General features: G+C 60.1%; 20 protein-coding genes. 13 read left to right on the top strand and 7 right to left on the bottom strand.

The window, feature by feature from the left end:
• Nucleotides 1–189: 189 nt before the first annotated feature.
• Genes ACFQND_RS16700 through ACFQND_RS16675 form a run of 6 tightly spaced genes read right to left on the bottom strand, consistent with a single transcriptional unit; the run spans nucleotide 190 to nucleotide 7,442 of the window.
• Nucleotides 190–1,164 carry a Bug family tripartite tricarboxylate transporter substrate binding protein gene (locus tag ACFQND_RS16700; RefSeq protein WP_371439179.1) on the bottom strand — a complete coding sequence of 325 codons (975 nt, stop codon included), beginning with the start codon at nucleotides 1,162–1,164 and terminating at the stop codon, nucleotides 190–192.
• A gap of 24 nt (nucleotides 1,165–1,188) precedes the next feature.
• Nucleotides 1,189–2,277, bottom strand: a complete 1,089-nt coding sequence (locus ACFQND_RS16695) for a CobW family GTP-binding protein (RefSeq protein ID WP_371439180.1) — start codon at nucleotides 2,275–2,277, stop codon at nucleotides 1,189–1,191.
• 13 nt (nucleotides 2,278–2,290) lie between these two features.
• Nucleotides 2,291–2,689 carry a hypothetical protein gene (locus tag ACFQND_RS16690; RefSeq protein WP_377414179.1) on the bottom strand — a complete coding sequence of 133 codons (399 nt, stop codon included), beginning with the start codon at nucleotides 2,687–2,689 and terminating at the stop codon, nucleotides 2,291–2,293.
• Nucleotides 2,686–4,473 carry a hydantoinase B/oxoprolinase family protein gene (locus tag ACFQND_RS16685; protein WP_371439182.1) on the bottom strand — a complete coding sequence of 596 codons (1,788 nt, stop codon included), beginning with the start codon at nucleotides 4,471–4,473 and terminating at the stop codon, nucleotides 2,686–2,688. Before ACFQND_RS16685 ends, ACFQND_RS16690 begins: the two co-directional genes overlap by 4 nt.
• Complete coding sequence (locus ACFQND_RS16680) at nucleotides 4,470–6,563, bottom strand: hydantoinase/oxoprolinase family protein (RefSeq protein ID WP_371439183.1); 2,094 nt, start codon at nucleotides 6,561–6,563, stop codon at nucleotides 4,470–4,472. Before ACFQND_RS16680 ends, ACFQND_RS16685 begins: the two co-directional genes overlap by 4 nt.
• Nucleotides 6,564–6,590: 27 nt before the next feature.
• The gene (locus tag ACFQND_RS16675) at nucleotides 6,591–7,442 is read right to left on the bottom strand and encodes a fumarylacetoacetate hydrolase family protein (RefSeq protein WP_371439184.1); all 852 of its coding nucleotides are present in this window, start codon (nucleotides 7,440–7,442) and stop codon (nucleotides 6,591–6,593) included.
• Nucleotides 7,443–7,580: 138 nt separating this feature from the next.
• Between ACFQND_RS16675 and ACFQND_RS16670 the strand changes: the two genes are divergently transcribed.
• Nucleotides 7,581–8,501, top strand: coding sequence for a LysR family transcriptional regulator (locus ACFQND_RS16670; RefSeq protein ID WP_371439185.1), 921 nt, complete (start codon nucleotides 7,581–7,583; stop codon nucleotides 8,499–8,501).
• Nucleotides 8,502–8,597: 96 nt separating this feature from the next.
• Here ACFQND_RS16670 and rpe read toward each other — a convergent pair whose 3' ends face one another.
• Entirely contained in the window at nucleotides 8,598–9,290 is a 693-nt protein-coding gene (gene rpe / locus ACFQND_RS16665) for a ribulose-phosphate 3-epimerase (RefSeq protein ID WP_371439186.1), read from the bottom strand.
• Between the two features lie 157 nt (nucleotides 9,291–9,447).
• On the opposite strand from rpe, the gene apaG reads away from it, so the two are divergent.
• The 12 genes from apaG to ACFQND_RS16605 all read left to right on the top strand — a co-directional run bounded on the left by apaG (nucleotide 9,448) and on the right by ACFQND_RS16605 (nucleotide 22,092).
• A complete protein-coding gene (gene apaG / locus ACFQND_RS16660; protein ID WP_371439187.1) occupies nucleotides 9,448–9,843 on the top strand; it encodes a Co2+/Mg2+ efflux protein ApaG in 396 nt (131 codons plus the stop codon).
• 19 nt (nucleotides 9,844–9,862) lie between these two features.
• Nucleotides 9,863–11,818 carry a site-specific recombinase gene (locus tag ACFQND_RS16655; protein ID WP_371439188.1) on the top strand — a complete coding sequence of 652 codons (1,956 nt, stop codon included), beginning with the start codon at nucleotides 9,863–9,865 and terminating at the stop codon, nucleotides 11,816–11,818.
• A gap of 226 nt (nucleotides 11,819–12,044) precedes the next feature.
• Nucleotides 12,045–13,328, top strand: a complete 1,284-nt coding sequence (locus ACFQND_RS16650) for a cation:proton antiporter (protein WP_371439189.1) — start codon at nucleotides 12,045–12,047, stop codon at nucleotides 13,326–13,328.
• On the top strand, nucleotides 13,318–14,457 hold the full coding sequence (locus tag ACFQND_RS16645; protein ID WP_371439190.1) for a YbdK family carboxylate-amine ligase: 1,140 nt from the start codon (nucleotides 13,318–13,320) through the stop codon (nucleotides 14,455–14,457). Before ACFQND_RS16650 ends, ACFQND_RS16645 begins: the two co-directional genes overlap by 11 nt.
• A gap of 63 nt (nucleotides 14,458–14,520) precedes the next feature.
• Nucleotides 14,521–15,507 (top strand): thiamine-phosphate kinase, encoded by a 987-nt coding sequence (gene thiL / locus ACFQND_RS16640; RefSeq protein ID WP_371439191.1) that lies wholly within the window; start codon nucleotides 14,521–14,523, stop codon nucleotides 15,505–15,507.
• 178 nt (nucleotides 15,508–15,685) lie between these two features.
• Nucleotides 15,686–16,459, top strand: coding sequence for a ferredoxin--NADP reductase (locus ACFQND_RS16635; protein WP_371439192.1), 774 nt, complete (start codon nucleotides 15,686–15,688; stop codon nucleotides 16,457–16,459).
• A 257-nt stretch (nucleotides 16,460–16,716) separates the two neighbouring features.
• A complete protein-coding gene (locus ACFQND_RS16630; protein ID WP_371439193.1) occupies nucleotides 16,717–17,505 on the top strand; it encodes a GntR family transcriptional regulator in 789 nt (262 codons plus the stop codon).
• A gap of 15 nt (nucleotides 17,506–17,520) precedes the next feature.
• Nucleotides 17,521–18,735 (top strand): ABC transporter substrate-binding protein, encoded by a 1,215-nt coding sequence (locus ACFQND_RS16625; RefSeq protein WP_371439194.1) that lies wholly within the window; start codon nucleotides 17,521–17,523, stop codon nucleotides 18,733–18,735.
• A gap of 7 nt (nucleotides 18,736–18,742) precedes the next feature.
• A complete protein-coding gene (locus ACFQND_RS16620; protein WP_371439195.1) occupies nucleotides 18,743–19,615 on the top strand; it encodes a branched-chain amino acid ABC transporter permease in 873 nt (290 codons plus the stop codon).
• Nucleotides 19,616–19,647: 32 nt separating this feature from the next.
• The gene (locus ACFQND_RS16615; protein WP_371439321.1) at nucleotides 19,648–20,628 is read left to right on the top strand and encodes a branched-chain amino acid ABC transporter permease; all 981 of its coding nucleotides are present in this window, start codon (nucleotides 19,648–19,650) and stop codon (nucleotides 20,626–20,628) included.
• The gene (locus ACFQND_RS16610) at nucleotides 20,621–21,385 is read left to right on the top strand and encodes an ABC transporter ATP-binding protein (protein ID WP_371439196.1); all 765 of its coding nucleotides are present in this window, start codon (nucleotides 20,621–20,623) and stop codon (nucleotides 21,383–21,385) included. The genes ACFQND_RS16615 and ACFQND_RS16610 overlap by 8 nt, the downstream gene beginning before the upstream one ends.
• Nucleotides 21,382–22,092, top strand: coding sequence for an ABC transporter ATP-binding protein (locus tag ACFQND_RS16605; protein ID WP_371439197.1), 711 nt, complete (start codon nucleotides 21,382–21,384; stop codon nucleotides 22,090–22,092). Before ACFQND_RS16610 ends, ACFQND_RS16605 begins: the two co-directional genes overlap by 4 nt.
• Nucleotide 22,093: the final 1 nt, after the last annotated feature.

The following is a 22,093-nucleotide window of genomic DNA, read 5'->3' as shown; positions in this document are numbered from 1 at the left end:
GAATTCACCTTAGATCAAGAAGGCGCTCCCCGAAGGGCGTCGTAGTTTTTTTGTTTCAAACTCTATTTCTTCGAACCACGTGGGATTCAAGAAAATAGAGTTCAAAACAAAACGATAGAGTTCGAAACAATTATTTCATCTTAAGCAGAGCGCACTTAATAAAGGTCACAACAGCTGCGTAAGCCGCAATCAATCAACCTTGATATTGGCTTTCTCGATCAACTGCTTGTACTTGGCCGACTCCTGTTTCACGTATGCACCAAACTGGGGGGCCGTTGTATTGGAGAAGATAAAGGCTTGAGCCCCCAGGTTTTGCACAACCTGCGGTGACTGCATGGCCGTATTGATTTCCCTGTTCAGTCGCGTAGTCAAGTCGGCCGGCATGTTGGCCGGCGCCCAAATGCCGTACCACGACACCATCTCAAAGTTAGGCAGTCCTGATTCGGAAACCGTTGGCACATCAGGCAAAGAGGGCAAGCGTTTGGCGCTTGTAACGGCCAAAGCGCGGGCCTTGCCGGACTTGATGTGTTGTAACAGCGAAGGGACGGCGTCAACCATGCCCGTCAAGTGCCCTCCAAGTACGTCAATCATGGCTGGCGCCGTACCCTTGTACGGAATAATCTGCACGTCAACTCCCGCCTCATGGCGGATGGCTTCTTCCGCCAAGTGGCTGGCTGAACCAAGAGCTGCTGTGCCCAAGGTGTACTTCTGCGGTGCCGCTTTTGCGGCTTTGATGAAGTCACCCAGGTTTTTCATGGGCAGACCGGGATAGACCAGCATGACCAGCGGAACTGAACCGAGGTTTGCAATCGGCGTGAAGTCTTTCTCAATGTTAAAAGGCTGGCTCTTGACCAGCAGTGCGGATGCGACGAAAGTGGAAGCCTGCATCAGCAGCGTGTAGCCATCGGCTGGCGATTTGGCCACGACATCACTGCCGATGGCGCCGCTGGCGCCGGAGCGATTCTCAACAACGAAAGGCTGGCCCAATTGTTCAGACAACCTCACGGCCAGCGTACGCGCAACAGCGTCAACGGTGCCGCCCGGCGCGTAAGGCACGATGATCCGGACCGGTTTGGTCGGGTAGGTTTGGCCGAAGGCCACTGGCGCGAGTGCTGAAAGACCCAGCGCCAAAGCGCCAAGCAGGGTTCGTCTTGCTGTTCTCATGGTTGTCTCCTTTTGAAATCTGGTTTAGTTGGTGCTAATGGCGGGGCGGGGCCTGCGGTTTTCAAAAACCTGAAGGGTGGCATCAATGTCTTCACGATCAATGTCACGGGTAATGAACACCAGGCGCGTGCGATGGTCATCATTCGGCCACCGCTCAAGAAATACTGGTTGGTGAAATACATGCTGAACGCCGTGTATCACCACCGGCCTGTCAGGGTGTTGAATAACGTTGACAATGCCCTTGACGCGCAACAAATCGTCACCTCGCAACTTGCTGATCATGTCCAGCCAGGCCGAAAATCCTGCCCATGAAACCGGCTGTTCGCGAATGATCGAATACGCGCTGATGTGATCGTCGTGGCGGTTGCGGTCCACTTCATCGTCTTCGTGATGATGAAGATCGCCGTGCCCATGATGTTCATGGCCGTGATGTGCATGCGGTTCATAGGCCTCAATACGCAGCCAGTCCTGCACCTGAGTGGTTTTCTCTGCAGGATCAAAGGCAGAGCTGCCGAAGAAATCTTCAACATTGACTTCGCCATTTACGGCCGCGATCACAGGCGCAGCCGGATTCAGCGCTGAAATCCGCGTGCGCAGCTCGCCCAGAAGGGGTTCAGCTACAAGATCGGTTTTTGTCAGCAGAATACGATCAGCGACTGCTGCCTGCTTGACCGCTTCCTGATGCTGGTCCAGGGTGGTCATGGCATTGACCGCATCCAGCGTGGTTATGACCTGTTCAAGGCGGTAATGCCCGGTGACAAAGGCATCGCTCATCATGGTGTGCAAAATCGGGGCGGGATCAGCCAGGCCGGTCGTTTCAATAATGACACGGTCAAATGCTCGCCCTGTATTGGCCAGGCGCTGAGCCTCCAATTTCTGAAAGGCCCCGATCAAATCGCCGCGCACGGTGCAGCAAACGCAGCCGTTGGCCAGCAATATCAAGTCCTCATCGGAGCGTTCAAGCAGGTCATGATCCAGTCCGACCTCACCAAATTCATTGACGATGATCGCCGTTTTTTCTAGCTTTGGGTTTTTCAGCAGTTGCGCAAGCACCGTGGTCTTGCCACTGCCGAGAAAGCCGGTGAGCACAGTAACGGGTATGGCCTTGGTCATTGCAGTTGCGGTCCTATCCATGTAGTTTTGCGAAGGAAGACAAGGTACGCCCCAGCCGTTGCAGCAAGCCGGCGCCGACATCTGGCGATGGCTGCACGCGGCCGTCTTCGTCGATCAGCGCCTTTAACAGACTCGACAGGCTCCACAACTTCGTCTCTTCGCTGAAGGCATATGCCTGCAAAAAGGCAATCGTTTCGCCACGCTTGTTGCGCTCCGCCTCGCCAAGCAGGTAATCGGCAATGTCCTGCTCAAAATCCTCCAGCAACAGACTGACGCCACCTGCTCCGCAAGCGCAGCCGGACGCCATGGACACATGCTGGCGGGAGAGGCTTTCCCATTGCTCGTAGAGGCGCCGGGCTTCCACTGCGACCACGCTGCTGGTTACTGGAAGATCCGTCATCAATATGCTCAACGTGCCTGCAGGGCTTTGCGAAGCCTGGCCGTGGCTGCGCCATCCACATCGCCTTCCGATGTGAATGCAACACCGTAAACCCTGTTCGCCACTTCTGCACTAACGTAACCTTCACGTACGTCGTCTGCCACCAGCTTCACATCACGTTCAGTGGCGAGGCCAAAGCCGCCGCCGCCTCCGGACTGCATCTTGTAGGCATCGCCGCGCGCCAGGCGCGCATTGAAAATCTTGGCGTTCGGCATGCTGCTGTCCCATTCGCCTTTCCTGCGGATGGCAATGCCGTTACCGGCCGCTTCGCCGCCGCCTTCCAGGCCCCAAGGCTTGCAATGCACGCGGTCAATGCGTGTGGTGACGGAGAAAGGCGACAGCGCCTGCACCACCATCTCTGCGCCCAGGCCGCCGCGCTGGCGACCGGCTCCGCTGCTGTCTTCCCGAATCGAATAACTTTCAACCAGCACCGGGTACTTGGACTCAAGCTGCTCGGTCGGGCTGTTGTGGGTGTCGCCGTCATTGATGCAGACTGTCACGGACACACCGTCTTCTTTCGATTTCGCACCCCAACCACCGCCCAACGGACCGATGCCGACAATAAACAGGCGCCCATCTTCTGGCGAAATTCCGTGAATGTTTGGAAAAACCAGATCGGCATGATGCGCGGCAATCGAGCGATCGGGAATCGCCAGCGCCAGCGCCTTGAAGATGGTATCGATCACCGTCATCGGAATCGTCATCCACACCCGCATCGGGAAGGGACGCTCTGCGCTGACCACCGTTCCCATGGGCATGATGACCTTCAGCGGTCTGAAGCTGCCGTCGTTGACCGGGTAGTCCGTCGGCGTGGTCAGGCACTTGTAGGCGACCTGCGCGCAGGCAATGCCTGTCGTGAAGCCGGAGTTATAGAAGCCGCGCACCTGACGGCTGACGTCCGACAAATCAATCGTCATTTCGTCATCCTTCACGATGACCTTGACCTTGATCGGGATGCGTTGGCCAATGTCCAGGCCGTCGTCATCCATGAACGACTCGGCCTCATAGGTTCCGTCGGGAATACTCAGTGTGTTGGCGCGCGCCACGGCTTCGGAGTGGTCCATGATCTGCACGATGGAGCCCTGCACCGCGGGCCAGCCGTAGCGCTGCACCAGTTCGCTGAAGCGGCGCTCACCGGTGGTAATGGCCGTGATCTGCGCCCGCAAGTCGCCCATGGCGCGATCCGCCAGGCGCACGTTCATTGCAATGATGTCCACCAGATCCTGGTTCACGACACCGGCTTTTCGGTACTTCACGATGGGGATCTGTATGCCTTCGGAATAGATGTCCGTCGTCACATTTCCCAGGGTGCCGCCAACGTCCAGCCAGTGCGCCATGCAGCAGGTGAAGGCAATCAGTTGGCCCTCATGGAATACCGGCATGGTGAAGGTGAAGTGGTTCAAATGGCTACCCGTGGTGTAGGCATCATTGGTAACCAAAATGTCGCCGGGGTGGATGTTTTCCAGCCCGAAGTGCCGTATCTTGGCCTTCACGGTTTCGGACATGCCGCGAATGAACATGGGCAGGCCTAAACCGATGGAGACCGTGTCGCCCTCAACCGTGAACAGGCCGACGGTGAAATCCAGCGCCTCGTAAATGATCAGGTTGTAAGCTGTGCGCGTGAGGTTGGTCTTCATCTCTTCCGTCACGGCGAAGAGGCCGTTGCGGATGATCTCGACGGTTACGGCGTCGACAGCCGCCGCATTGGCGGCGCTGGCAGCATTTGAGATACGGGTGGTGATTGTGGGTTCTGTCATTTTTCTGCTCCTACGCTTATCTGCAAATTGCCGAATGCATCCACCACCACGGTGTCGCCCGGCTGCACCACAGTGGTCGATGCGTGCTCCTCCACCAGCGCCGGGCCGTTGATACGGTTACCACTGCGCAGAGCGGGACGCTTGTAGACCGGCGTCGATACAAAACCCGAGCCGCGGAAGTACACGGGCTTGTGCGCGCGCAACGCATACGCTGCTGGCTGCTCGCTACCCTCGGCAACGGCCTGGCGCGGTGGCTTGCGCATACGGCCCAGCACGGTCACGCGCAGGCTGACCAGGTCTGCTGGCTCCCTGGGCGCAGAGGTTCCGTAACGGACGGCATGCAGATCATCAAAATGTTTCTTGATGGCCTGCCTGTCCTGGTTTCTGAAGAATTCGGAAGGCAGATCCACAGTCACGGCATGTTCCTGGCCGACATAGCGCATGTCCGCAGCGCGTTCAATGACCACAGCTTCAGGCGTGACGGCAGAGCCGCCAATCGCTTTCATGCCCTCGGCCTCCATGCCCGCATAAATAGCCTCAATATCATCAAACGAAACGTCGTCCAGCTTGCGGAACACCGACCGTACATAGTCGTATCGCAAGTCGCTGAAGAGCATGCCGTAAGCAGAGAAGTAGCCGGGCGCAAACGGGATCAGCACGTTTTTGATGCCAAGTTCGCGTGCAATTGCCGAGGCATGCAGGGGACCTGCACCACCGTATACCACCATGGTGAAACGGCCGGCATCCAGGCCACGCTCGGTCGTCACAGCCTTCACAGCATGCGACATGGCTGTCACTGCAATGCGCAAAATTCCGTCTGCAGCTTGCACCGGATCCATAGCCAGCGGGCCGGCGACCTTGTTTTTCATGGCTCGTTGAGCGGCCGGCAGGTTAAGCGGCATCTCACCACCCAGGAAGTTGTTGGCATCGAGACGGCCGAGCAGCAGATTGGCATCCGTCACGGTCGGCTCTGAACCACCGCGGTCATAACAAGCAGGACCAGGACTAGAGCCTGCGCTTTGCGGGCCGACGCGCAATGAATTGCCGACTTCCAGCCGGGCAATGCTGCCGCCGCCAGTACCGACTTCAAAGATATCCATCATCGGTATCTGGATTGGAAGTGCCTTTTCATAGCCTCCAATCAGCGCGCTGCCCGTCGTGAGTGGTTTGCCTTCGCTGATGACCCCGGCCTTGGCTGTGGTGCCACCCATGTCAAATGCAATCGCATCACCCAACCCCAGTTGCTCGCAGATCGCCTGCGCGCCGATCACGCCGGCGGCCGGCCCGGACTCCAGCATCCGGACACATTCGCGGCGCGCATCGTCCAAAGGGAACAAACCGCCCGTGGACTGGACGGCATAAAAGTCGCCCTTGAAACCCTGCTCGGTCAAATGCGTTTCAAGCTCGCCGAGGTAGGTAGACACACGCGGCCCGACATAGGCGTTGGCGGCAACAGTGGAGACACGCTCAAACTCGCGGTACTCCTGCGAAAGCTCGTGTGATGCCGTGACAAAGATGCCAGGGATCTCCTCCTGAACGATGGCTTTGACGCGCATTTCGTGCGCCGGGTTACGGTAGGAGTGCAACAGCAAAACTGCGACAGCCTCAACGTTTTGCTCTTTCAATTTCCGCGCTAAAACCCGCACAGCATCTTCATCCAGCTCCTTGTAGATGCTTCCATCGGCCAGCAGGCGCTCACTTACCTCATAACGCAGCGAGCGCTTTATGAGTGGCTCGTGCTTCGAGAAAAACAGGTTGTAGGCATCGGGGCGGTTGACACGGCCGATTTCATAAATGTCGCGAAAGCCCTCGGTAATCAACAGCGCCGTGCGTGCGCCGCTACGTTCGAGCAAAGTATTGATTGCAATGGTCGATCCATGCAGAAAGAGGTTGCCGTCTTTCACGCTGGCACCTGCGCCGTCCAGCGTGTTCTGTATTCCCTTGACCAGTTCACCATGTGTGGAGAGCGCCTTGCCAAAGAGCAGTTCACCGCTGCTTTCGTCAAATGCAGCCATGTCAGTGAAGGTGCCGCCTATGTCGACGGCGATGCGGAGCTGCCCGGCGGCGGGCGCTTTTGTTTTGCTTGTCATTGTTTTTCCTAAACTTCGGGAAGTTCTTCAGACTTCGTTTTTCACTACGTTGCGTAGCAGGCCGATGCCGGTGATCTCCACCTCGACCACGTCGCCATCCTTCATGTAAAGCGGCGGCTCGCGTTTGTCGCCCACACCGCCAGGGGTGCCGGTCGCAACCACATCGCCCGGCATTAGCGGGGTGAAGGCCGAGAGGTATTCGATGATGACCGGCAAGGTGAAGATCAGGTCGGACAGAGATGCATGCTGCACAACCTCTCCATTGAGACGTGTCGTTATGGTTTGTGCGCCGAAATCAGGCACCTCGTCAGGCGTGGTCAGGCAGGGGCCGAAAGCACCGGTACCGGGAAAGTTCTTGCCTGGCGTCCACTGATGGGTATGGCGCTGCCAATCACGCACCGAACCGTCGTTGAAGCAGGCATAACCTGCGATATGGTCCAGCGCATTCGCCTGGGTGATGTTGCGGCCACCCTTGCCAATAACAACGGCCAGTTCGCCTTCAAAGTCGAAGCGGTTTGATATGTTGGGCTTGAAAAGCGGCGCATCGTGTGCCACCAGCGTGTCGGCAAAACGGGTGAAGATGGCTGGATATGCGGAATCGGAGCGCTTGGTCTCGATAACGTGGGTTTTGTAATTCAGGCCGACGCAGAAAATCTTTCGGGGGTTGGTGATGACTGGCAGCAGCTTGACGTCTGCAAGCGAATGTGTGGCGGCAGTGGCTGATGCCAGCCTGGCCAGTTCGGGCAAGGCGCCGGCTTCAAGCACGGCACGGATGTCCGGGTAGCGCGGGCCGAGGCTAGCTCCCAGATCAATGATCCTGTCGCCTGCCAGACTGCCGTAGCTGGCTTTACCTCCGGCCTCAAATGTCACCAGTTTCATGTGTTTTCTCTCCGTAGTCTCAGTAATTGGGTGCTGTTCGAAAAGTATAAAATTTAAGCAGGTATTCGAACACCTGACAGTCATGTATCTCAGACATTCCTGTTTTTGCATATCTTTCCTGGAAACCAAGAAAACACAATGAACCACGCCGCGCTCAAACTTTTTATCGACGTATCCGAGCTCGGCAGCCTGACAAAAACGGCCCTGCTATACCGCACGACACAGCCGCACATCAGTCGGCAAATCAGTGAGCTGGAGCGCGAGTGCGGCGGCCGCTTGTTTCAGCGCACCGGGCGGGGCGTGGTGCTAACGGCGCTGGGCGAGCAAATCATGCCGCGCGTGCGCGCCTGGTTGATGGACACCGACCAGTTGCTCAACGACATCAAAAAGGCATCAGGTACGCCCGTGGGTACGGTACGTATCGGCGTACTGCCGTCAACGGCACACCCGCTGGTGAGCACGCTGTATTACCGGTTAAAAGAGAGTTTTCCGCTGGTCAAGCTGGTCGTACGCGAGGGCCAGGGCTCGCAACTGGAAAGCTGGCTGGATAACGGCCTGGTGGACTTGGCCCTGGTTTTTCGCCATGGTGCGCAACCGCGTGAGGGCGAAACATGGTTAATCAAGACTGACACCTACCTGGTAGGCGGCGCCAAGGACAAACTGACCAGCAAGCCGACCGTCGCCTTCAAAAAACTCGACAACCTGCCGTTGGTACAGTTCTGCCGTCCCAATAGCTGGCGAGACCAGCTCGATGAACTTGGGCGCCAAAACGGCATCACCATCAACACCGCGATGGAGGCTGATTCGCTGATCCTGCAGACAGAAATTGTTTCGCGGGGTGGCTGCTTCGCGGTTCTGGGACCTTATGCGATTGCAGATGGCCTGCGTTCGGGCAAGCTGCGGGCCGCACGCATTGTGGAGCCGGACATGACGCGCTACATCGCGCTTGCCCTGTCACGCCACGCGCCATTAACACTGGCCTGCCGCTCCGTCAAACAGCTAGTCCAGGATATCGTGAAGGACTTGGCGGTGGCAGACGGCACCATTCAAGCGACATAAAGGCGAAAAAATCGACCCTGGCGTTGAATGCCGTCGGGAACTGCCCCAGTTATGGAGGGAGCCCCATCGGCGGTACCACCGTTGCCACCGCGCGAATCACTTCGCCAGCTCTAAGCGCATGGCATCAATCACCGATTTGTAGTCCGGCTTGCCAAAAATCGCGCTGCCGGCCACAAAGGTGTCGGCACCCGCAGCTGCCACGCGTGCAATGTTGTCGGTCTTGATGCCGCCATCGACTTCGAGGCGGATATCCTTGCCCGACGCGTCAATGCGTTTGCGCGCCTGTTCGATCTTGCGCAACGCCGAATCAATAAAGCTCTGGCCGCCAAAGCCCGGGTTGACGCTCATGATCAGGATCAGGTCAATGTCGTCAATCACCCAGTCCAGCACATCCATGGGCGAGGCGGGATTGAACACCAGCCCGGCCTTGCAGCCCCTGGCCTTGATGGCCTGCACGCTGCGGTGCACATGGCCAGAGGCTTCGGGATGAAAACTGATGAGGTCGGCGCCGGCATCGGCAAATGCGGCGGCCAGGCTGTCTACCGGCTGCACCATCAGGTGCACGTCAATCGGCACGGCCGTGCCGTCGGCTTTTTTGGCGTGCGGTTTGAGCGCCTGGCAAATCATGGGGCCAAAGGTCAGGTTGGGCACGTAATGGTTGTCCATCACGTCAAAATGGATCCAGTCCGCGCCGGCTGCAATCACAGCCTTGAGTTCATCGCCCAGGCGGGCGAAGTCAGCCGACAGAATGGACGGGGCGATGCGATAAACAGGTTTGTTTGTACTCATGCCCGGATTGTCGCAGCAAGCCGAAGGGGATGCCTGACACACAATCGTCACACACCCGCGGCTACCCGGCTCTCCAGCGGGCGGTTAACATGGAAGGCTGGCTTTTTATTCGCGTCTTCCGCGCGTCACCAGCAGATTTTCCGGGTTACCCCACGCCATGCCGAAATACCAGTTTTCCTGCGAAGTCATCCCGCAGTACATGCCCGAACAATCGTCCCCTGAGGATGCGGTGTACGGCTTCGCCTATACAGTCACTATCACCAACACCGGCGAAGCGACCGCGCAGCTGATCTCGCGCCACTGGGTCATCGTGGACGCCAACGGCCTGAGCGAAGAGGTCAAGGGGCTGGGCGTGGTGGGCAACCAACCGCTGCTCAAGCCCGGCGAATCCTTCCAGTACACCAGCGGCTCGCGCTTGCGCACGGCCAGCGGCACCATGCACGGCAGTTATTTCTGCGTTGCCGAAGACGGCGAGCGCTTCGAGGCGGCCATCCCCATGTTTGTGCTTGAAGCCAGTGACGGCGGCAACGCACCCGGACGCATCCTGCACTGAAAACCCGCAAGACCCGCCAATGAAAGACCTTCGTACCCTGCTCAATACGCTGAACCCCGATGCCGGCCTGGCGGAGCGCCATGTCTGGCTGATCAGGCTGTTTGAGTGGATTCGGGGCGACGAAAGCTCGGTACAGGCTTGCGCCTCCCGCCTGCAGACTTTCATCGCGGCCGTTGAAGCCCAGCCGGAACTGCGGGCCCGCCTGCAGGCCTGGTGGCATACGCTGATCCAGACCGTAGACATCACCACCCTGCTGGCCGATTTCGGTTTTGCGCCGCGCACCGCATTCATGAGCGAGCTGGCCGAGCGCCTGCGCCGGAAAATACTGCCCGGCACCCCCGAGACAACCGACGCCTCCGAGCTGTTTCCCCTGGTTGCGCCGACCCGGTTTGATGCGCAATGGATGAGCGCACTGGAAGAAGCGCAAATCACACAACTGGTGGCGCTGCTGTCCGCCGAGCCCGAGGCAGACACCCTGCACTGGCAGCACAGCCTGATGGACGCACTGACCTATTGCACCGCGCAGATCCGGGCCACCGGGTTTGCGCCGGAACTGCGGCTGCGCATGGACAGGGGTCTCGGCGATGTGCGGGCATTTCATGCCCTGCCCGGCGATATTGAAGATCTGCGCAGCGCGCTGTTTGGCTCACACCGCGACGAGGCCCAGTTGCAGGCCGTGATCGCCCGTTACCGCGACCGGCTCGACGCCTGCCGCACGGCCGTCAACAGTGTGTACGCCCATCTTGAAGAGAACGGCATCTCCATCGGCATGGTGTTTCGCCTGCGCCAGTTGCGCGCCCGCATCATGCGCGTGCGCGAGCTGCTCGACGCCCTGCTGTCTCCCGCGCCCGCCATGATGGCCGTCAAGCTGCTGGTGCGCCGCGTCGTCATCGCGCAGGAAGGCAAAAGCATAGGCGCGCTGATCAGTGCCAACTCCACATTGCTGTCGGCCAAGATGGCAGAGCGCAGCGCCGAGACCGGCGAGCACTACATCACCCGCGATCGCGCCGAATACAAGGAGATGCTGGGCAAGGCCATGGGCGGTGGCGCCGTGACCGCGCTCACCACCCTGCTCAAATTCACGGTGGTGGCCATCGGTTTGTCGGCCTTCTGGAGCGGCTTCTGGGCCAGCGTGGCCTACGCAGGCACCTTCATCATGATCCAGTTGCTGCACTTCACGCTGGCCACCAAACAGCCTGCCATGACCGCGCCGGCCATGGCGGCAAAACTCAAGGACATCAAGTCAGCGGATGCCGTGAATGACTTTGTCGATGAAGTCACGCACCTGGTGCGCTCGCAGGTGGCAGCGGTGTTTGGCAACGTTTTCATGGTGGTGCCAGCCGTGTTGCTGGTGAATGCCGTCGTGCTGCTGCTGCTGGGCCACTCGATGATCAGCCACAAGGACGCCATGCATGTGTTTGAAACACTCACGCTGCTGGGCCCGACCTTGCTGTGGGCGGCCTTTACCGGCGTGATCCTGTTTTCTTCAAGCATGGTGGCGGGCTGGGCCGAGAACTGGTTTGTATTGCACCGCCTCGACTCGGCCATCCGCCACAACCCGCGTTTTACGGCCGTTCTGGGCGCCGGCCGCGCTGCGCGCTGGTCGGCCTTCATGCGCGAAAACATTTCCGGCTTCGCGTCCAATATTTCGCTGGGCTTCATGCTGGGCCTGATTCCGGCCTTCACGGGATTTTTCGGTTTTGAACTGGAGGCCCGCCACGTCACGCTCTCAACCGGGCAACTGGCTGCGGCTGCCGCATCGCTGGGGCTGGAGACACTCAAACTCCCCATTTTCTGGTGGTGCGTCGCGTCCATTCCCTTGATAGGCGCGTTGAATCTCGGTGTGAGTTTTTACTTCGCCTTTAGGCTGGCCCTGCAGGCCCACAACGTCAGCGGTGTGGACCGCGCGCGCATTCGTGCCGTGATCTGGGCCCGCTGGCGCAGCCACCCGCGCAGCTTTTTTGTGCCCGAATAGTCCCGCACGGGCGTATTTTCGGCCTTGTCCTACACCCCGGCCGGCACATCGCCGGTACATTGAGGATTCACCTTGAGCACTGCAATTTGCAGCGCCAACGGTCAGTCGCGCCACCCTCACTCGCACCATGTGGGCGACAAGCGGTGGTCCAACATACGTCACGTGCACGCCCATTGAAACGGCGCAGTCGCGCGGAGGCACAAGTCGATAAAGGAGACACCCCCGCATGAATGAACTCCTGGCCATATGGGCTGAATGGATCAGGCCCTCGGCAGGCCTGGCCACGGTGCAATGGTCCATATTGCTGGCGCTCGCAGCGGCCTGCGGCCACCTGATCCACCGCTACACCGGCCTGCCCAAGGTCGTGGGTTACTCGGTGATAGGCGCGTTTGCCGGGCTGGCCGGGTTCACCGGCGCCGTATGGCCCTTGCAGGGTATAAGCCTGTTTTTGCTGGAGCTGGGTGTTGCCGTCGTGCTGTTTGAGGCCGGCGGACGGATCTCATTGCGCTGGTTCCGTCACAACCCCATGGTGCTCGTGCAAAGCCTGCTGGAGTCGGCACTGACATACGGCGCGGTCTACTGGGCTCTGACCTTCATGGGCATGCGGGATACCGTCGCCCAGCCCCTGGCCCTGCTGGCCATGGCGGCCTCGCCGGCCGTGCTGGCCCGGGTGCTGATGGACACACGTGCATCCGGACCCGTCAGCGAGCGTGCCATGGTGCTTTCAACCCTGAGCACGCTATATGCGCTGACACTGTGCAGTGCCAGCGCAGGAATGATGCGCCGCGGCAGGCATGTGCTGACAGACATTAGCCTGACCGACACCTTTTACCCGGTGCTGGTGGTGCTGGGCCTGTCGTTCGTGGTGGGGGCCATTCTGGCGCTGACCTTGCGCACGGCCCTGCGCGTGATGAGCCCCACCAGCGAGAACACCGCGATTTTGCTGCTCGCCCTGATTGCCGCAGGGGCGGCGCTGGCGGCCAATTTTGGTGGCTCCGCTCCCTTGTCTGCACTGCTGGGCGGCATGCTGCTCAAGCAGCTCAATCCGCGCCCCTGGTCCTGGCCCCGGCAGATGGGCACGGCCTCGGCCATGCTGACCATGCTGATGTTTGTACTGGTTTCCGTTGTCGCCGCGCAGGCCGACTGGCGCGGCCCGGTGGCCGGACTGGTACTGGCGCTGATCGCGGCGCGGGCGCTTGCCAAGATTTTTGGCGTAGCGCTGGGCAATGCCGGCAGCGGTGCAAGCTGGCGGCAGGCGCTGTGGGTAGGCTGCGCCATGTCGCCGATGTCATCGGTAGTGTTGTTGCTGGTGTCTCAGTTTGTCAGTGCAGCGCCAACCCTGGGCCGGCAAATTGCGGGCGTGGCGCTGCCGGCCATTTTGTTGATGGAAGTCCTGGGTGCCGTGCTGGCCACGGTCGCCATCTATCGGGCGGGTGAAAGCTCAAGGCCCTGGCCGCCGGGTTCACGCGCAAGCCTTAAAGAATCGAAAGATCCTGCCAATGAGTCTTGAAACCTTCCAGAAATCCGATGCGCTTTCACTAGGCGTAGAGCTAGAGCTGCAGCTCGTCAACACCCATGACTACGACCTGGCGCCCTATGCGGAAGACATGTTGCGGCTGATGACCAAAACGCCTCTGCCCGGTGCCGTGGTGCCCGAAATGACATCCAGCATGATTGAGGTGTCCACCGGCGTTTGCCGGTCTTCTTCCGAGGTGCTGGGGCAGCTCTCGCAAATCCGCGATGCGCTGGTCAAATGTGCCGACAAGCTCAACATCGCCGTCGTGGGCGGCGGCACACACCCGTTTCAACAATGGCATGAGCGGCGCATCTACGACAAACCGCGTTTTCGTGAACTCTCCGAGCTGTATGGCTACCTGTCCAAGCAGTTCACGATTTTTGGCCAGCATGTGCATGTGGGCTGCCCGGATGCCGACACCGCACTGCTCACGCTGCACCGCATGTCGCGCTATATCCCGCACTTCATCGCGATGTCGGCATCGTCACCCTACGTGCAGGGACAGGACACGGCTTTTGACTCCGCGCGGCTCAATTCGGTGTTTGCCTTTCCGCTGTCGGGACGTGCACCGTTTGCGCTGACCTGGGACGATTTCACCACCTACTATGACAAGATGACGCGCACCGGCGTGGTCAAAAGCATGAAGGATTTTTACTGGGACATCCGGCCCAAGCCTGAATTCGGCACCATTGAAATCCGCGTCTTTGACACGCCCCTGACGGTCGAACGCGCTGCGGCGCTGGCCGGCTTTGTGCAGGCGCTGGCGGCCTGGTTCATGGAAGACCAGCCCTTCATGCCCACGGAGGACGACTACCTGGTCTACACCTACAACCGTTTCCAGGCCTGCCGTTTCGGACTGGACGCGGCCTACGTCGACCCGGGCACAGGCCAGCACATGCCGCTGCGCGAACACATCCAGCTCACCCTGCACCAGGTTCAGCGCCATGCCGCCAGGCTGGGTGCCAGCTCCTTCATCCACATGCTGCAAAGCAGCGTCGAACGCGCTGAAAACGATGCCCGCTGGCTGCGCGAACGCCAGGGCGAGGAAGAACTGCTGGCCGAAGTCATACGCCAGGCCGCGCAACGCTTTCGCGGTGGCATGGCGCACGCGCAGCAGGGTTAATGGACGGCGGAATCGGCCATATTCGTCACGCAAGGTGACCGCAGCCTGTATGCTCACGCCTCTATGAGTGACCGTATGGGCGAATTTGACCTGATTGCACGTTATTTCACCCGCCCCGCGAAGCGCGCGGTGCTTGGCGTGGGCGACGATTGTGCGCTGCTGCAACCTGCACCGGGCATGCAAATGGCCATCTCCAGCGACATGCTGGTGGAAGGCCGGCATTTTTTTGCCGGCGTGACCCCTTTCACGCTGGGCCACAAAGCCCTGGCCGTGAACCTCAGCGACCTGGCCGCTTGCGGTGCCACGCCCACGGCCTTCACGCTGGCGCTGGCACTCCCCCGGGTGGACGAGGCCTGGCTGCAGGGCTTTTCAAGCGGGTTGTGGGCGCTGGCCGATGCACATGGTTGCGAGTTGATAGGCGGGGACACCACTCAGGGCCCACTGAATATCTGCATCACGGTATTTGGCGAAGTACCGCGCGGGCAGGCCCTGCTGCGTTCAGGCGCTCAGGCCGACGATGACATTTATATCAGCGGCACGCCGGGCGATGCAAGGCTGGCGCTGGATGCGCTCAGGGGCACACTTGCGCTGCCTACCGAGCTGCTGGCACAGGCCAGGGCCCGACTGGAGCAGCCCTCGCCGCGCGTGGCGCTCGGCCAGGCCCTGCGCGGCATCGCCACCGCAGCGATTGACATCAGCGACGGCCTGGCAGGCGATCTGGGCCATGTACTGGAAGCATCGGGCGTAGGCGCGCGTATCGATCCTGAAATTGCTACCAATTTAATAGCTGGCTGCGCGCATGCAGCGGCGGCCGCAGGCCTTTTCCCCTATGAAAAGCTGCTGGAATACGTGTTTGCGGGCGGCGATGACTACGAACTGGCCTTTACGGCGCCCCCTGCGGCCAGGCAGGCAGTGGATGCGGCCTCAAGGAAAAGTCAAACGCAAGTCACCCGCATAGGCAGCATTGAAAAGGCGCCCGGGTTGCGGCTGGTCGATGCACAAGGCCGCAGCGTCACGCAAACCTTCCAGTCCTTTGACCACTTTGCCTGAACGCCCTGAATAAGCTTATGCAGAACCAACCAGGCACCAGACGCTAAGATTGACCCACGGAGCCCGAACGCCTGCCCGGCAGGCCTTGAAAAAACGCGTCACGGCGAACCTGCAAACCGTGCGTGGCCCCGGCGGCCTACAACGACACCAGCCCTTTTAATTACTCTCACCGTCTACCATGAGTGCATTCAACGAAGAACGTGTACTTTCCGTCCACCACTGGACCGACAAGCTTTTCACCTTCACCACCACACGCGACACGTCCCTGCGTTTCAGCAACGGGCACTTCACCATGATCGGCCTGCGCGTCAACAACAAACCGCTGTTGCGCGCCTACAGCATCGTCAGCGCCAACTATGAAGAGCACCTGGAGTTCTTGAGCATCAAGGTGCCTGACGGCCCCCTCACCTCGCGCCTGCAGCACATCCAGGTGGGCGACAGCATCATCGTGGGCCGCAAGCCGACCGGCACGCTGCTGATCGACTACCTGTTGCCGGGCAAGCGCCTGTACCTGCTGTCAACCGGCACCGGCCTGGCGCCCTTCATGAGCATCATCCGCGACCCGGCGACCTACGAAGCTTTTGAGCAGGTGGTGCTGGTGCACGGGGTACGGCAGGCCGACGAGCTGGCCTACCACGACCTGGTCACCGACCATTTGCCGCAGCACGAGTTCCTGGGCGAGATGATTTCAAAGCAGTTGCTGTATTACCCCACGGTGACGCGCGAGCCCTACCGCACCATGGGCCGGGTGACGGACCTGATGGCGTCGGGCAAGATGTTTGAAGACCTCAAACTCCCACCGCTCGATGCAGCACATGACCGCGTAATGATTTGCGGCAGCCCGCATATGCTCAAGGACCTGAAGCACATGCTGGAGGGCCGCGGCTTCAAGGAAGGCAACACCTCCAAGCCAGGCGACTTTGTCATTGAACGCGCTTTTGCCGAGCAATAAACAACACCTCATTACCGGGTAGAAACCCGTAGCGCATTCCGGCCAGGCAATCGTCCTGACCCGAAAAAAAGCCCGCAGGCCAGGCATATGGCAGGCGGGCTTTTTTGTTTTCCCGTGGTGCAAATTCACGAAATCTGCAGGCCGTTCTGGTGCATTCGCAATCACACCGCGAACCGTCATGGTGCACCGCAACAGCATATGCACAGAATCAAATGTTCTATTGACAGGACATTACAAGCCGACCTAGCATGCACCCCATGGCTCAGGTGCTACCCCTTCCAAAATACCATCGCATCTACCTCGTGCTGCGCGAGCAGCTGGGGGAGGGGCGCTTTGTCGATGGACTGCCGGGCGAACTTGCATTGATGGCGCAATTCGGTGTGGCACGCGTCACGATACGCCGTGCGCTGGAGCAACTGGCGGCGGAAGGTTTGATTTCGCGTGAACCGGGCCGGGGCACCCGGCCGCTGGACCCTGCAAGCAGCAACACGCCGGAAACATCGGGGCGCCGTGCGCAACTGACGGGACTGCTTGAAAACCTGGTCAGCATGGGACTGAAAACATCCGTCAAGGTGCTTGAAGTCCGCGGCATTTCAGCCTCGGAGTCGGTCGCCAGCGCATTGCAGGTGGCGATTGGCTCCGAAGTGCAAAAGGCGGTACGGGTGCGCAGCACGCGGGAAGGCGCCTTCTCGCACATCACGACCTATGTGCCGCAATCCCTGGCCAGCTCGTTCGGCCGCCGCGAGTTGTCGCGCAAGCCCATATTGCTGCTGCTTGAAGAGTCCGGCGTCAAGGTCGGGCGGGCATACCAGACCATCTCGGCCCGGCTGGCGGATGCCGTCGTGGCGCAGCATCTGGATGTATCGGTAGGCACGGCGCTTCTTGCTGTGCGCCGCCTCATCCATGACGAAAACGACAGACCTGTGCAGTGGCTGCATGGCCTCTACAGGCCGGATCGTTATGAATACCAGATGGAGCTCTCCCGCGTTGGCAGCATTGATGCCAAGGTCTGGGTCAGCAAGGATTTGTCGGCCCGTTTCACTTGAACCAAAGGAGTACCCATGTCCCAGTCCCGAAATTCCCGTCGCCAGTTCATTGCCCAATCCGCTGCTACCGCCTCGGCGCTGGCCTTCCCGCTTATCGCGGGAGCACAGCCTAAAAACATCAAGGTTGGCGTGCTGCACCCCGTGACCGGTGCGCTGGCCTACTCGGGCCAGCAATGCCGCGAAGGCGCGCTGATGGCCATTGAAGACATCAACAAGGCCGGCGGCATCAAGTCTCTGGGCGGTGCAAAAATCGAGGCCTTGCTGGGTGATGCGCAATCATCCCCCCAGGCCGGCACCGCCGAAATCGAGAAGATGAACGAAGCCGGCGTTTGCGCCGTTGTGGGCGCATTCGCATCTGCAATCTGCCTGGCCACCACACAGGCAGCCGCCAAGTACAACCTGCCGCACGTGGTGGACGTTGGCGTGGCCGACCAGATCGTCGAACGCGGCCTGAAAAACACCTTCCGCTTCGGCCCGGGCTACCGCACGAGCGCCTCGGTGGCCATGGCTAACCTGCATGTGCTCAACACCGCCGCAGGCAAGCCCGCCAAAACCGTGATGATCATCCATGAAGAATCCCTCTTCGGAACCGGCACCGCCAACCTGCTGGCAGCCGAGTTGCCGGGTTACGGTTATGAGGTCAAGGAAATCGTCAAGCACGCCAACCCCACGCGTGATTTCAACAACATCGTGCTGCGCATGAAGGCGGTCAATCCCGACATCGTCATTCCAGCCAACTACTACAACGAATACGCCCTGCTGGTACGCACCATGCAGCAGCAAAAAGTCACGCCGAAAGCCATCTTCTCGGTGCTGGGCGGCGCGGCTTCAAGCTACAAGTTTGTCAAGGAATTTCCCGATGCTGCCAACGGCATCATTGACTGCAACCACTGGTTCAACCCCAAGGACCCGCGTTCACTTGCACTGAAAAAACGCGTCGAAGCCAAGGGCCTGTTCTTCAGCTACGAGGTCTTCATGACCTACACCTCGATGCGCCTGCTGGCCGACGCGATTGACCGCGCCAAGTCCATAGACCGCGCCGCCATCATTGACGCACTGAACAAGAGCACCTTCTCGGACCACATCATGCCGTATGGCCCCACAAAGTTCGTAAATGGCCAGAACCAGGGCGCGCAACCGCTGATGACACAGGTCTACAAAAGCGATATCAAGGTCATCATCCCGCGCGAATACCGCGAGATTGACCCGATCTTTCCATTGAAGGCCTGAAGCACACATGCTGGACGCAGGGATACTCTTTTCCTCGGTGCTCAATGGCCTGACGACGGGCGCGGTGTACGCGCTCATCGCTTTGGGCCTGACGCTCATTTACGGCGTGCTGCACATCATCAACTTTGCCCATGGGGCATCGCTGATGGTCGCGCTGTATGCCGTTTACCTGCTCAAGGAGCACTGGGGGATTGACCCCTACCTGGCGCTGCCACTGGTCGTGCCGGGCATGTTTGCCCTGGGTTACGCCCTGCAGCGCCTGGTCATCAACCGGTCCAGCCACGGAAAGGACGAGAACATCCTGCTCGTCACGCTGGGGTTGTCCATCGTGATGGAAAACGCCGCCCTGCTGTTCTTCAAGTCCGACACACGGACCATAGACACGGCTTACACACTGACCACCGTCGCCATCGGCCCGGCCATGATCGCGCTGCCCAAGCTGGTTGCATTCGCCGGTGCCCTGCTGGTTTCAGGCGTGCTGCTGTGGATCGTGGGGAAAACCGACCTGGGCCGGGCGATCCGCGCGGTCGCCAGGGAAAAGCACGGCGCCAAGCTGATGGGCATAGACGTGGACCATGTCTATGCCATGAGTTTTGGCATAGGCCTGGCCTGCCTTGGCGCAGCGGCCTGCTTCCTCTTGCCCGCCTACTACGTGAACCCGCAGGTCGGCGGCGGCTTTGTGCTGGTCGCGTTCACCGTGGTGGTGCTGGGCGGCATGGGCAGCTTCGGCGGCGCGCTTGTGGGCGGCCTGCTCATAGGCGTGGTCGAGTCCCTGGGAGGTTTATTCCTCGGCGAATCGCTGGGGCAGATCGGCATTTTTGTCATATTCATCGCCGTTCTGCTGTTTCGACCGCAAGGCCTGTTTGGGGCCAAGGCATGAAACACAGCACAAGGGCAAGCGTGAAAGGTGGCATGAAAGAACTTGGCGGCATTTTTCTTTTTATCGCCGTGGCGGCCGGTATTCCCCTGGCGACCGATTCGGGTGTCACGCTGAACTTCATGATGATGGCGCTGTACGCCGCGCTGCTGGCACAGGCCTGGAATATCCTGGGCGGTTTTGGCGGGCAGTTTTCATTCGGCCATGCATTGTTTTTTGGTACCGGTGCGTACATACAGGCCATGGCGCAGTTGCATGGCGGGCTCAATGCCTGGCTGGCGCTTGCACTGGCCGTCGCCGGCGCGGCGGGGGTTGGCCTGATGGTAGGCGCATTGTCATTCCGCTACGGGCTCAAAGGTTCGTATTTCGCGCTGGTCACACTTGCCTTTGCCGAAGTGTTTCGCATCCTGGCCTTGTCCGTCCCATTCACCGGCGCCGGAGTTGGATTGATGCTTCCCCTGCGGGAGTCGTTTTCCAATATGCAGTTCGGCTCGCGCAAGGGCTATGTCTACCTCATCCTCGGCTTTGTGGCAGTAGCGCTTCTGACCACATGGTGGCTCAAGCATTCACGCTTTGGCGCCTACCTTCAGGCGGTACGCGACAACGAAGACTCGGCACGCGCTGTCGGTGTCAGTCCGTTTCGCGTCAAGCTCGGCGCCATTGCCCTGTCAGGCGCCCTGATGGGTGCAGGCGGTGCCTTCTACGTGCAGGTGTTCCAGTACATCGATCCCGGTATTTCCTTTGGTCCCACGACATCGGTGGAAGCCCTGGTGGCCGCCATTGTTGGCGGCATAGGCACCTTGTGGGGACCTGTGCTGGGTGCGCTGGTACTGCATGTGCTGGCAGACGTCACACGCAATATGTTTGGCCAGTTGCCGGGCATCAATATGGTGATCTACGGCGTGGTGCTGGTGCTGATCGTGATGTTCCTGCCGCGCGGCATTGCAGGCCTGGGCGCAACAGCCAGGTCAGTCTGGCTTCGGTTCCGGCAAAAAGGTGGAGGCCGGCATGACTGACTCGCTGCTTTCCATCAAGGCATTGTCAAAATCTTTCGGTGGCCTCAAGGCTGTGCAAAACGTCAGCCTTGACGTTCCCGCAGGCAGCCTCACGGCCCTCATCGGCCCGAATGGCGCGGGGAAAACCACGCTGTTTGCGCTGATGTCGGGTTTTTTGACACCCGACAACGGACAGGTGTATTTTGATCGGCAGGACATCACCGGCCGCGCCCCACACCTCAACGCACGCCTGGGCATGACGCGCACCTTCCAGATCGTCCAGCCCTTTGCGCTGCAAACCGTGCGTGAAAATATTGCGGTGGGTGCGCACCTTCACCTCAAGGACAGGCGCAGTGCCTTAAGCCAGGCCGAGCTTGTGGCACATCAGGTGGGCCTGTCGGCACAACTCGACAAGCCGGCCTCCGACCTTACCGTGGCAGGCCGCAAGCGCCTGGAACTGGCGCGCGCCCTGGCGACAAAACCGAGGCTGCTGTTGCTGGACGAAGTACTGGCAGGCCTCAACCCCCAGGAAATTGCAGAAATGATTCCCGTCGTACGCGGCATCGCGCAAAGCGGTGTAACCGTGCTGATGATCGAGCACGTCATGCAGGCCGTCATGAACCTGGCGCAGCATGTCTGGGTGCTGGCCCAGGGGCAACTGATCGCCCAGGGCTCGCCCGCCGAAGTCACCGCAGACACCAGGGTGGTCGAGGCCTATCTCGGGCACGGCACTGCGGCGCGCCTGCGCGCGGCAGCACAGGCAGGAGGGGCAGCATGAGCGCCCTGCTCGAAATACGCGGCTTGCGCGGTGGCTACGGCCAGGTTGAAGTGCTGCGCGGTGTTGACCTGAAAGTCGAGGCCGGCGAAACCGTCGCTTTGCTGGGCAGCAACGGTGCAGGCAAGTCAACCTTGAACAACGTGGTGTGCGGCATCTACCCCGCATGGGCCGGCGCGGTGCACTTCGATGGCAAGGATTTGAGCCGCGCGCACTACCGCGACGTGGTCAAGGCCGGGCTGATCCAGGTGCCCGAGGGCCGCAAGGTCTTCCCCAACCTCACGGTGCTGGAAAACCTCGAACTCGGCTCATTCACGCGTGCCCGGGAGCGCCGCACCACAAACCTCGACAAGGTATTTGCGATATTCCCCCGCCTCAAGGAGCGCCTGCTGCAACTGGCCGGCACCATGAGCGGCGGCGAGCAGCAGATGCTGGCCATAGGCCGGGGGCTGATGGCCGAACCCCGCCTGCTGATTCTCGATGAGCCCTCGCTGGGCTTGTCGCCCCTTCTTGTAGACGAGATGTTCGGGCTGATCCGCAAGTTGCGAGAAGGCGGCCTGGCCGTGCTGCTGGTGGAGCAGAACGTCGGCCAGTCGCTTGAAATAGCCGATCGTGCCTACGTACTTGAAAACGGCAGTGTCCGCTTCTCGGGCCTGCCTGCGGACCTGCTCGGTAGCGATGAGCTGCGCAGGTCTTATCTTGGACTTTGAC

The sequence above is a fragment of the Polaromonas aquatica genome (assembly GCF_042659145.1).
GTDB classification, from domain to species: Bacteria; Pseudomonadota; Gammaproteobacteria; order Burkholderiales; family Burkholderiaceae_C; genus Polaromonas; species Polaromonas aquatica.
The sequence above is the reverse complement of the archived record's forward strand: the minus strand, read 5'-3'. Positions and strand labels throughout refer to the sequence as shown.

What these genes read in the sequence shown, in the direction of transcription:
- ACFQND_RS16700 (WP_371439179.1), bottom strand. Translation starts at nt 1,164, where the DNA reads ATGAGAACAGCAAGACGAACCCTGCTTGGCGCTTTGGCGCTGGGTCTT.
- ACFQND_RS16695 (WP_371439180.1), bottom strand. Translation starts at nt 2,277, where the DNA reads ATGACCAAGGCCATACCCGTTACTGTGCTCACCGGCTTTCTCGGCAGT.
- ACFQND_RS16685 (WP_371439182.1), bottom strand. Translation starts at nt 4,473, where the DNA reads ATGACAGAACCCACAATCACCACCCGTATCTCAAATGCTGCCAGCGCC.
- ACFQND_RS16680 (WP_371439183.1), bottom strand. Translation starts at nt 6,563, where the DNA reads ATGACAAGCAAAACAAAAGCGCCCGCCGCCGGGCAGCTCCGCATCGCC.
- ACFQND_RS16675 (WP_371439184.1), bottom strand. Translation starts at nt 7,442, where the DNA reads ATGAAACTGGTGACATTTGAGGCCGGAGGTAAAGCCAGCTACGGCAGT.
- ACFQND_RS16670 (WP_371439185.1), top strand. Translation starts at nt 7,581, where the DNA reads ATGAACCACGCCGCGCTCAAACTTTTTATCGACGTATCCGAGCTCGGC.
- rpe (WP_371439186.1), bottom strand. Translation starts at nt 9,290, where the DNA reads ATGAGTACAAACAAACCTGTTTATCGCATCGCCCCGTCCATTCTGTCG.
- apaG (WP_371439187.1), top strand. Translation starts at nt 9,448, where the DNA reads ATGCCGAAATACCAGTTTTCCTGCGAAGTCATCCCGCAGTACATGCCC.
- ACFQND_RS16655 (WP_371439188.1), top strand. Translation starts at nt 9,863, where the DNA reads ATGAAAGACCTTCGTACCCTGCTCAATACGCTGAACCCCGATGCCGGC.
- ACFQND_RS16650 (WP_371439189.1), top strand. Translation starts at nt 12,045, where the DNA reads ATGAATGAACTCCTGGCCATATGGGCTGAATGGATCAGGCCCTCGGCA.
- ACFQND_RS16645 (WP_371439190.1), top strand. Translation starts at nt 13,318, where the DNA reads ATGAGTCTTGAAACCTTCCAGAAATCCGATGCGCTTTCACTAGGCGTA.
- thiL (WP_371439191.1), top strand. Translation starts at nt 14,521, where the DNA reads ATGAGTGACCGTATGGGCGAATTTGACCTGATTGCACGTTATTTCACC.
- ACFQND_RS16635 (WP_371439192.1), top strand. Translation starts at nt 15,686, where the DNA reads ATGAGTGCATTCAACGAAGAACGTGTACTTTCCGTCCACCACTGGACC.
- ACFQND_RS16630 (WP_371439193.1), top strand. Translation starts at nt 16,717, where the DNA reads ATGGCTCAGGTGCTACCCCTTCCAAAATACCATCGCATCTACCTCGTG.
- ACFQND_RS16625 (WP_371439194.1), top strand. Translation starts at nt 17,521, where the DNA reads ATGTCCCAGTCCCGAAATTCCCGTCGCCAGTTCATTGCCCAATCCGCT.
- ACFQND_RS16620 (WP_371439195.1), top strand. Translation starts at nt 18,743, where the DNA reads ATGCTGGACGCAGGGATACTCTTTTCCTCGGTGCTCAATGGCCTGACG.
- ACFQND_RS16615 (WP_371439321.1), top strand. Translation starts at nt 19,648, where the DNA reads ATGAAAGAACTTGGCGGCATTTTTCTTTTTATCGCCGTGGCGGCCGGT.
- ACFQND_RS16610 (WP_371439196.1), top strand. Translation starts at nt 20,621, where the DNA reads ATGACTGACTCGCTGCTTTCCATCAAGGCATTGTCAAAATCTTTCGGT.
- ACFQND_RS16605 (WP_371439197.1), top strand. Translation starts at nt 21,382, where the DNA reads ATGAGCGCCCTGCTCGAAATACGCGGCTTGCGCGGTGGCTACGGCCAG.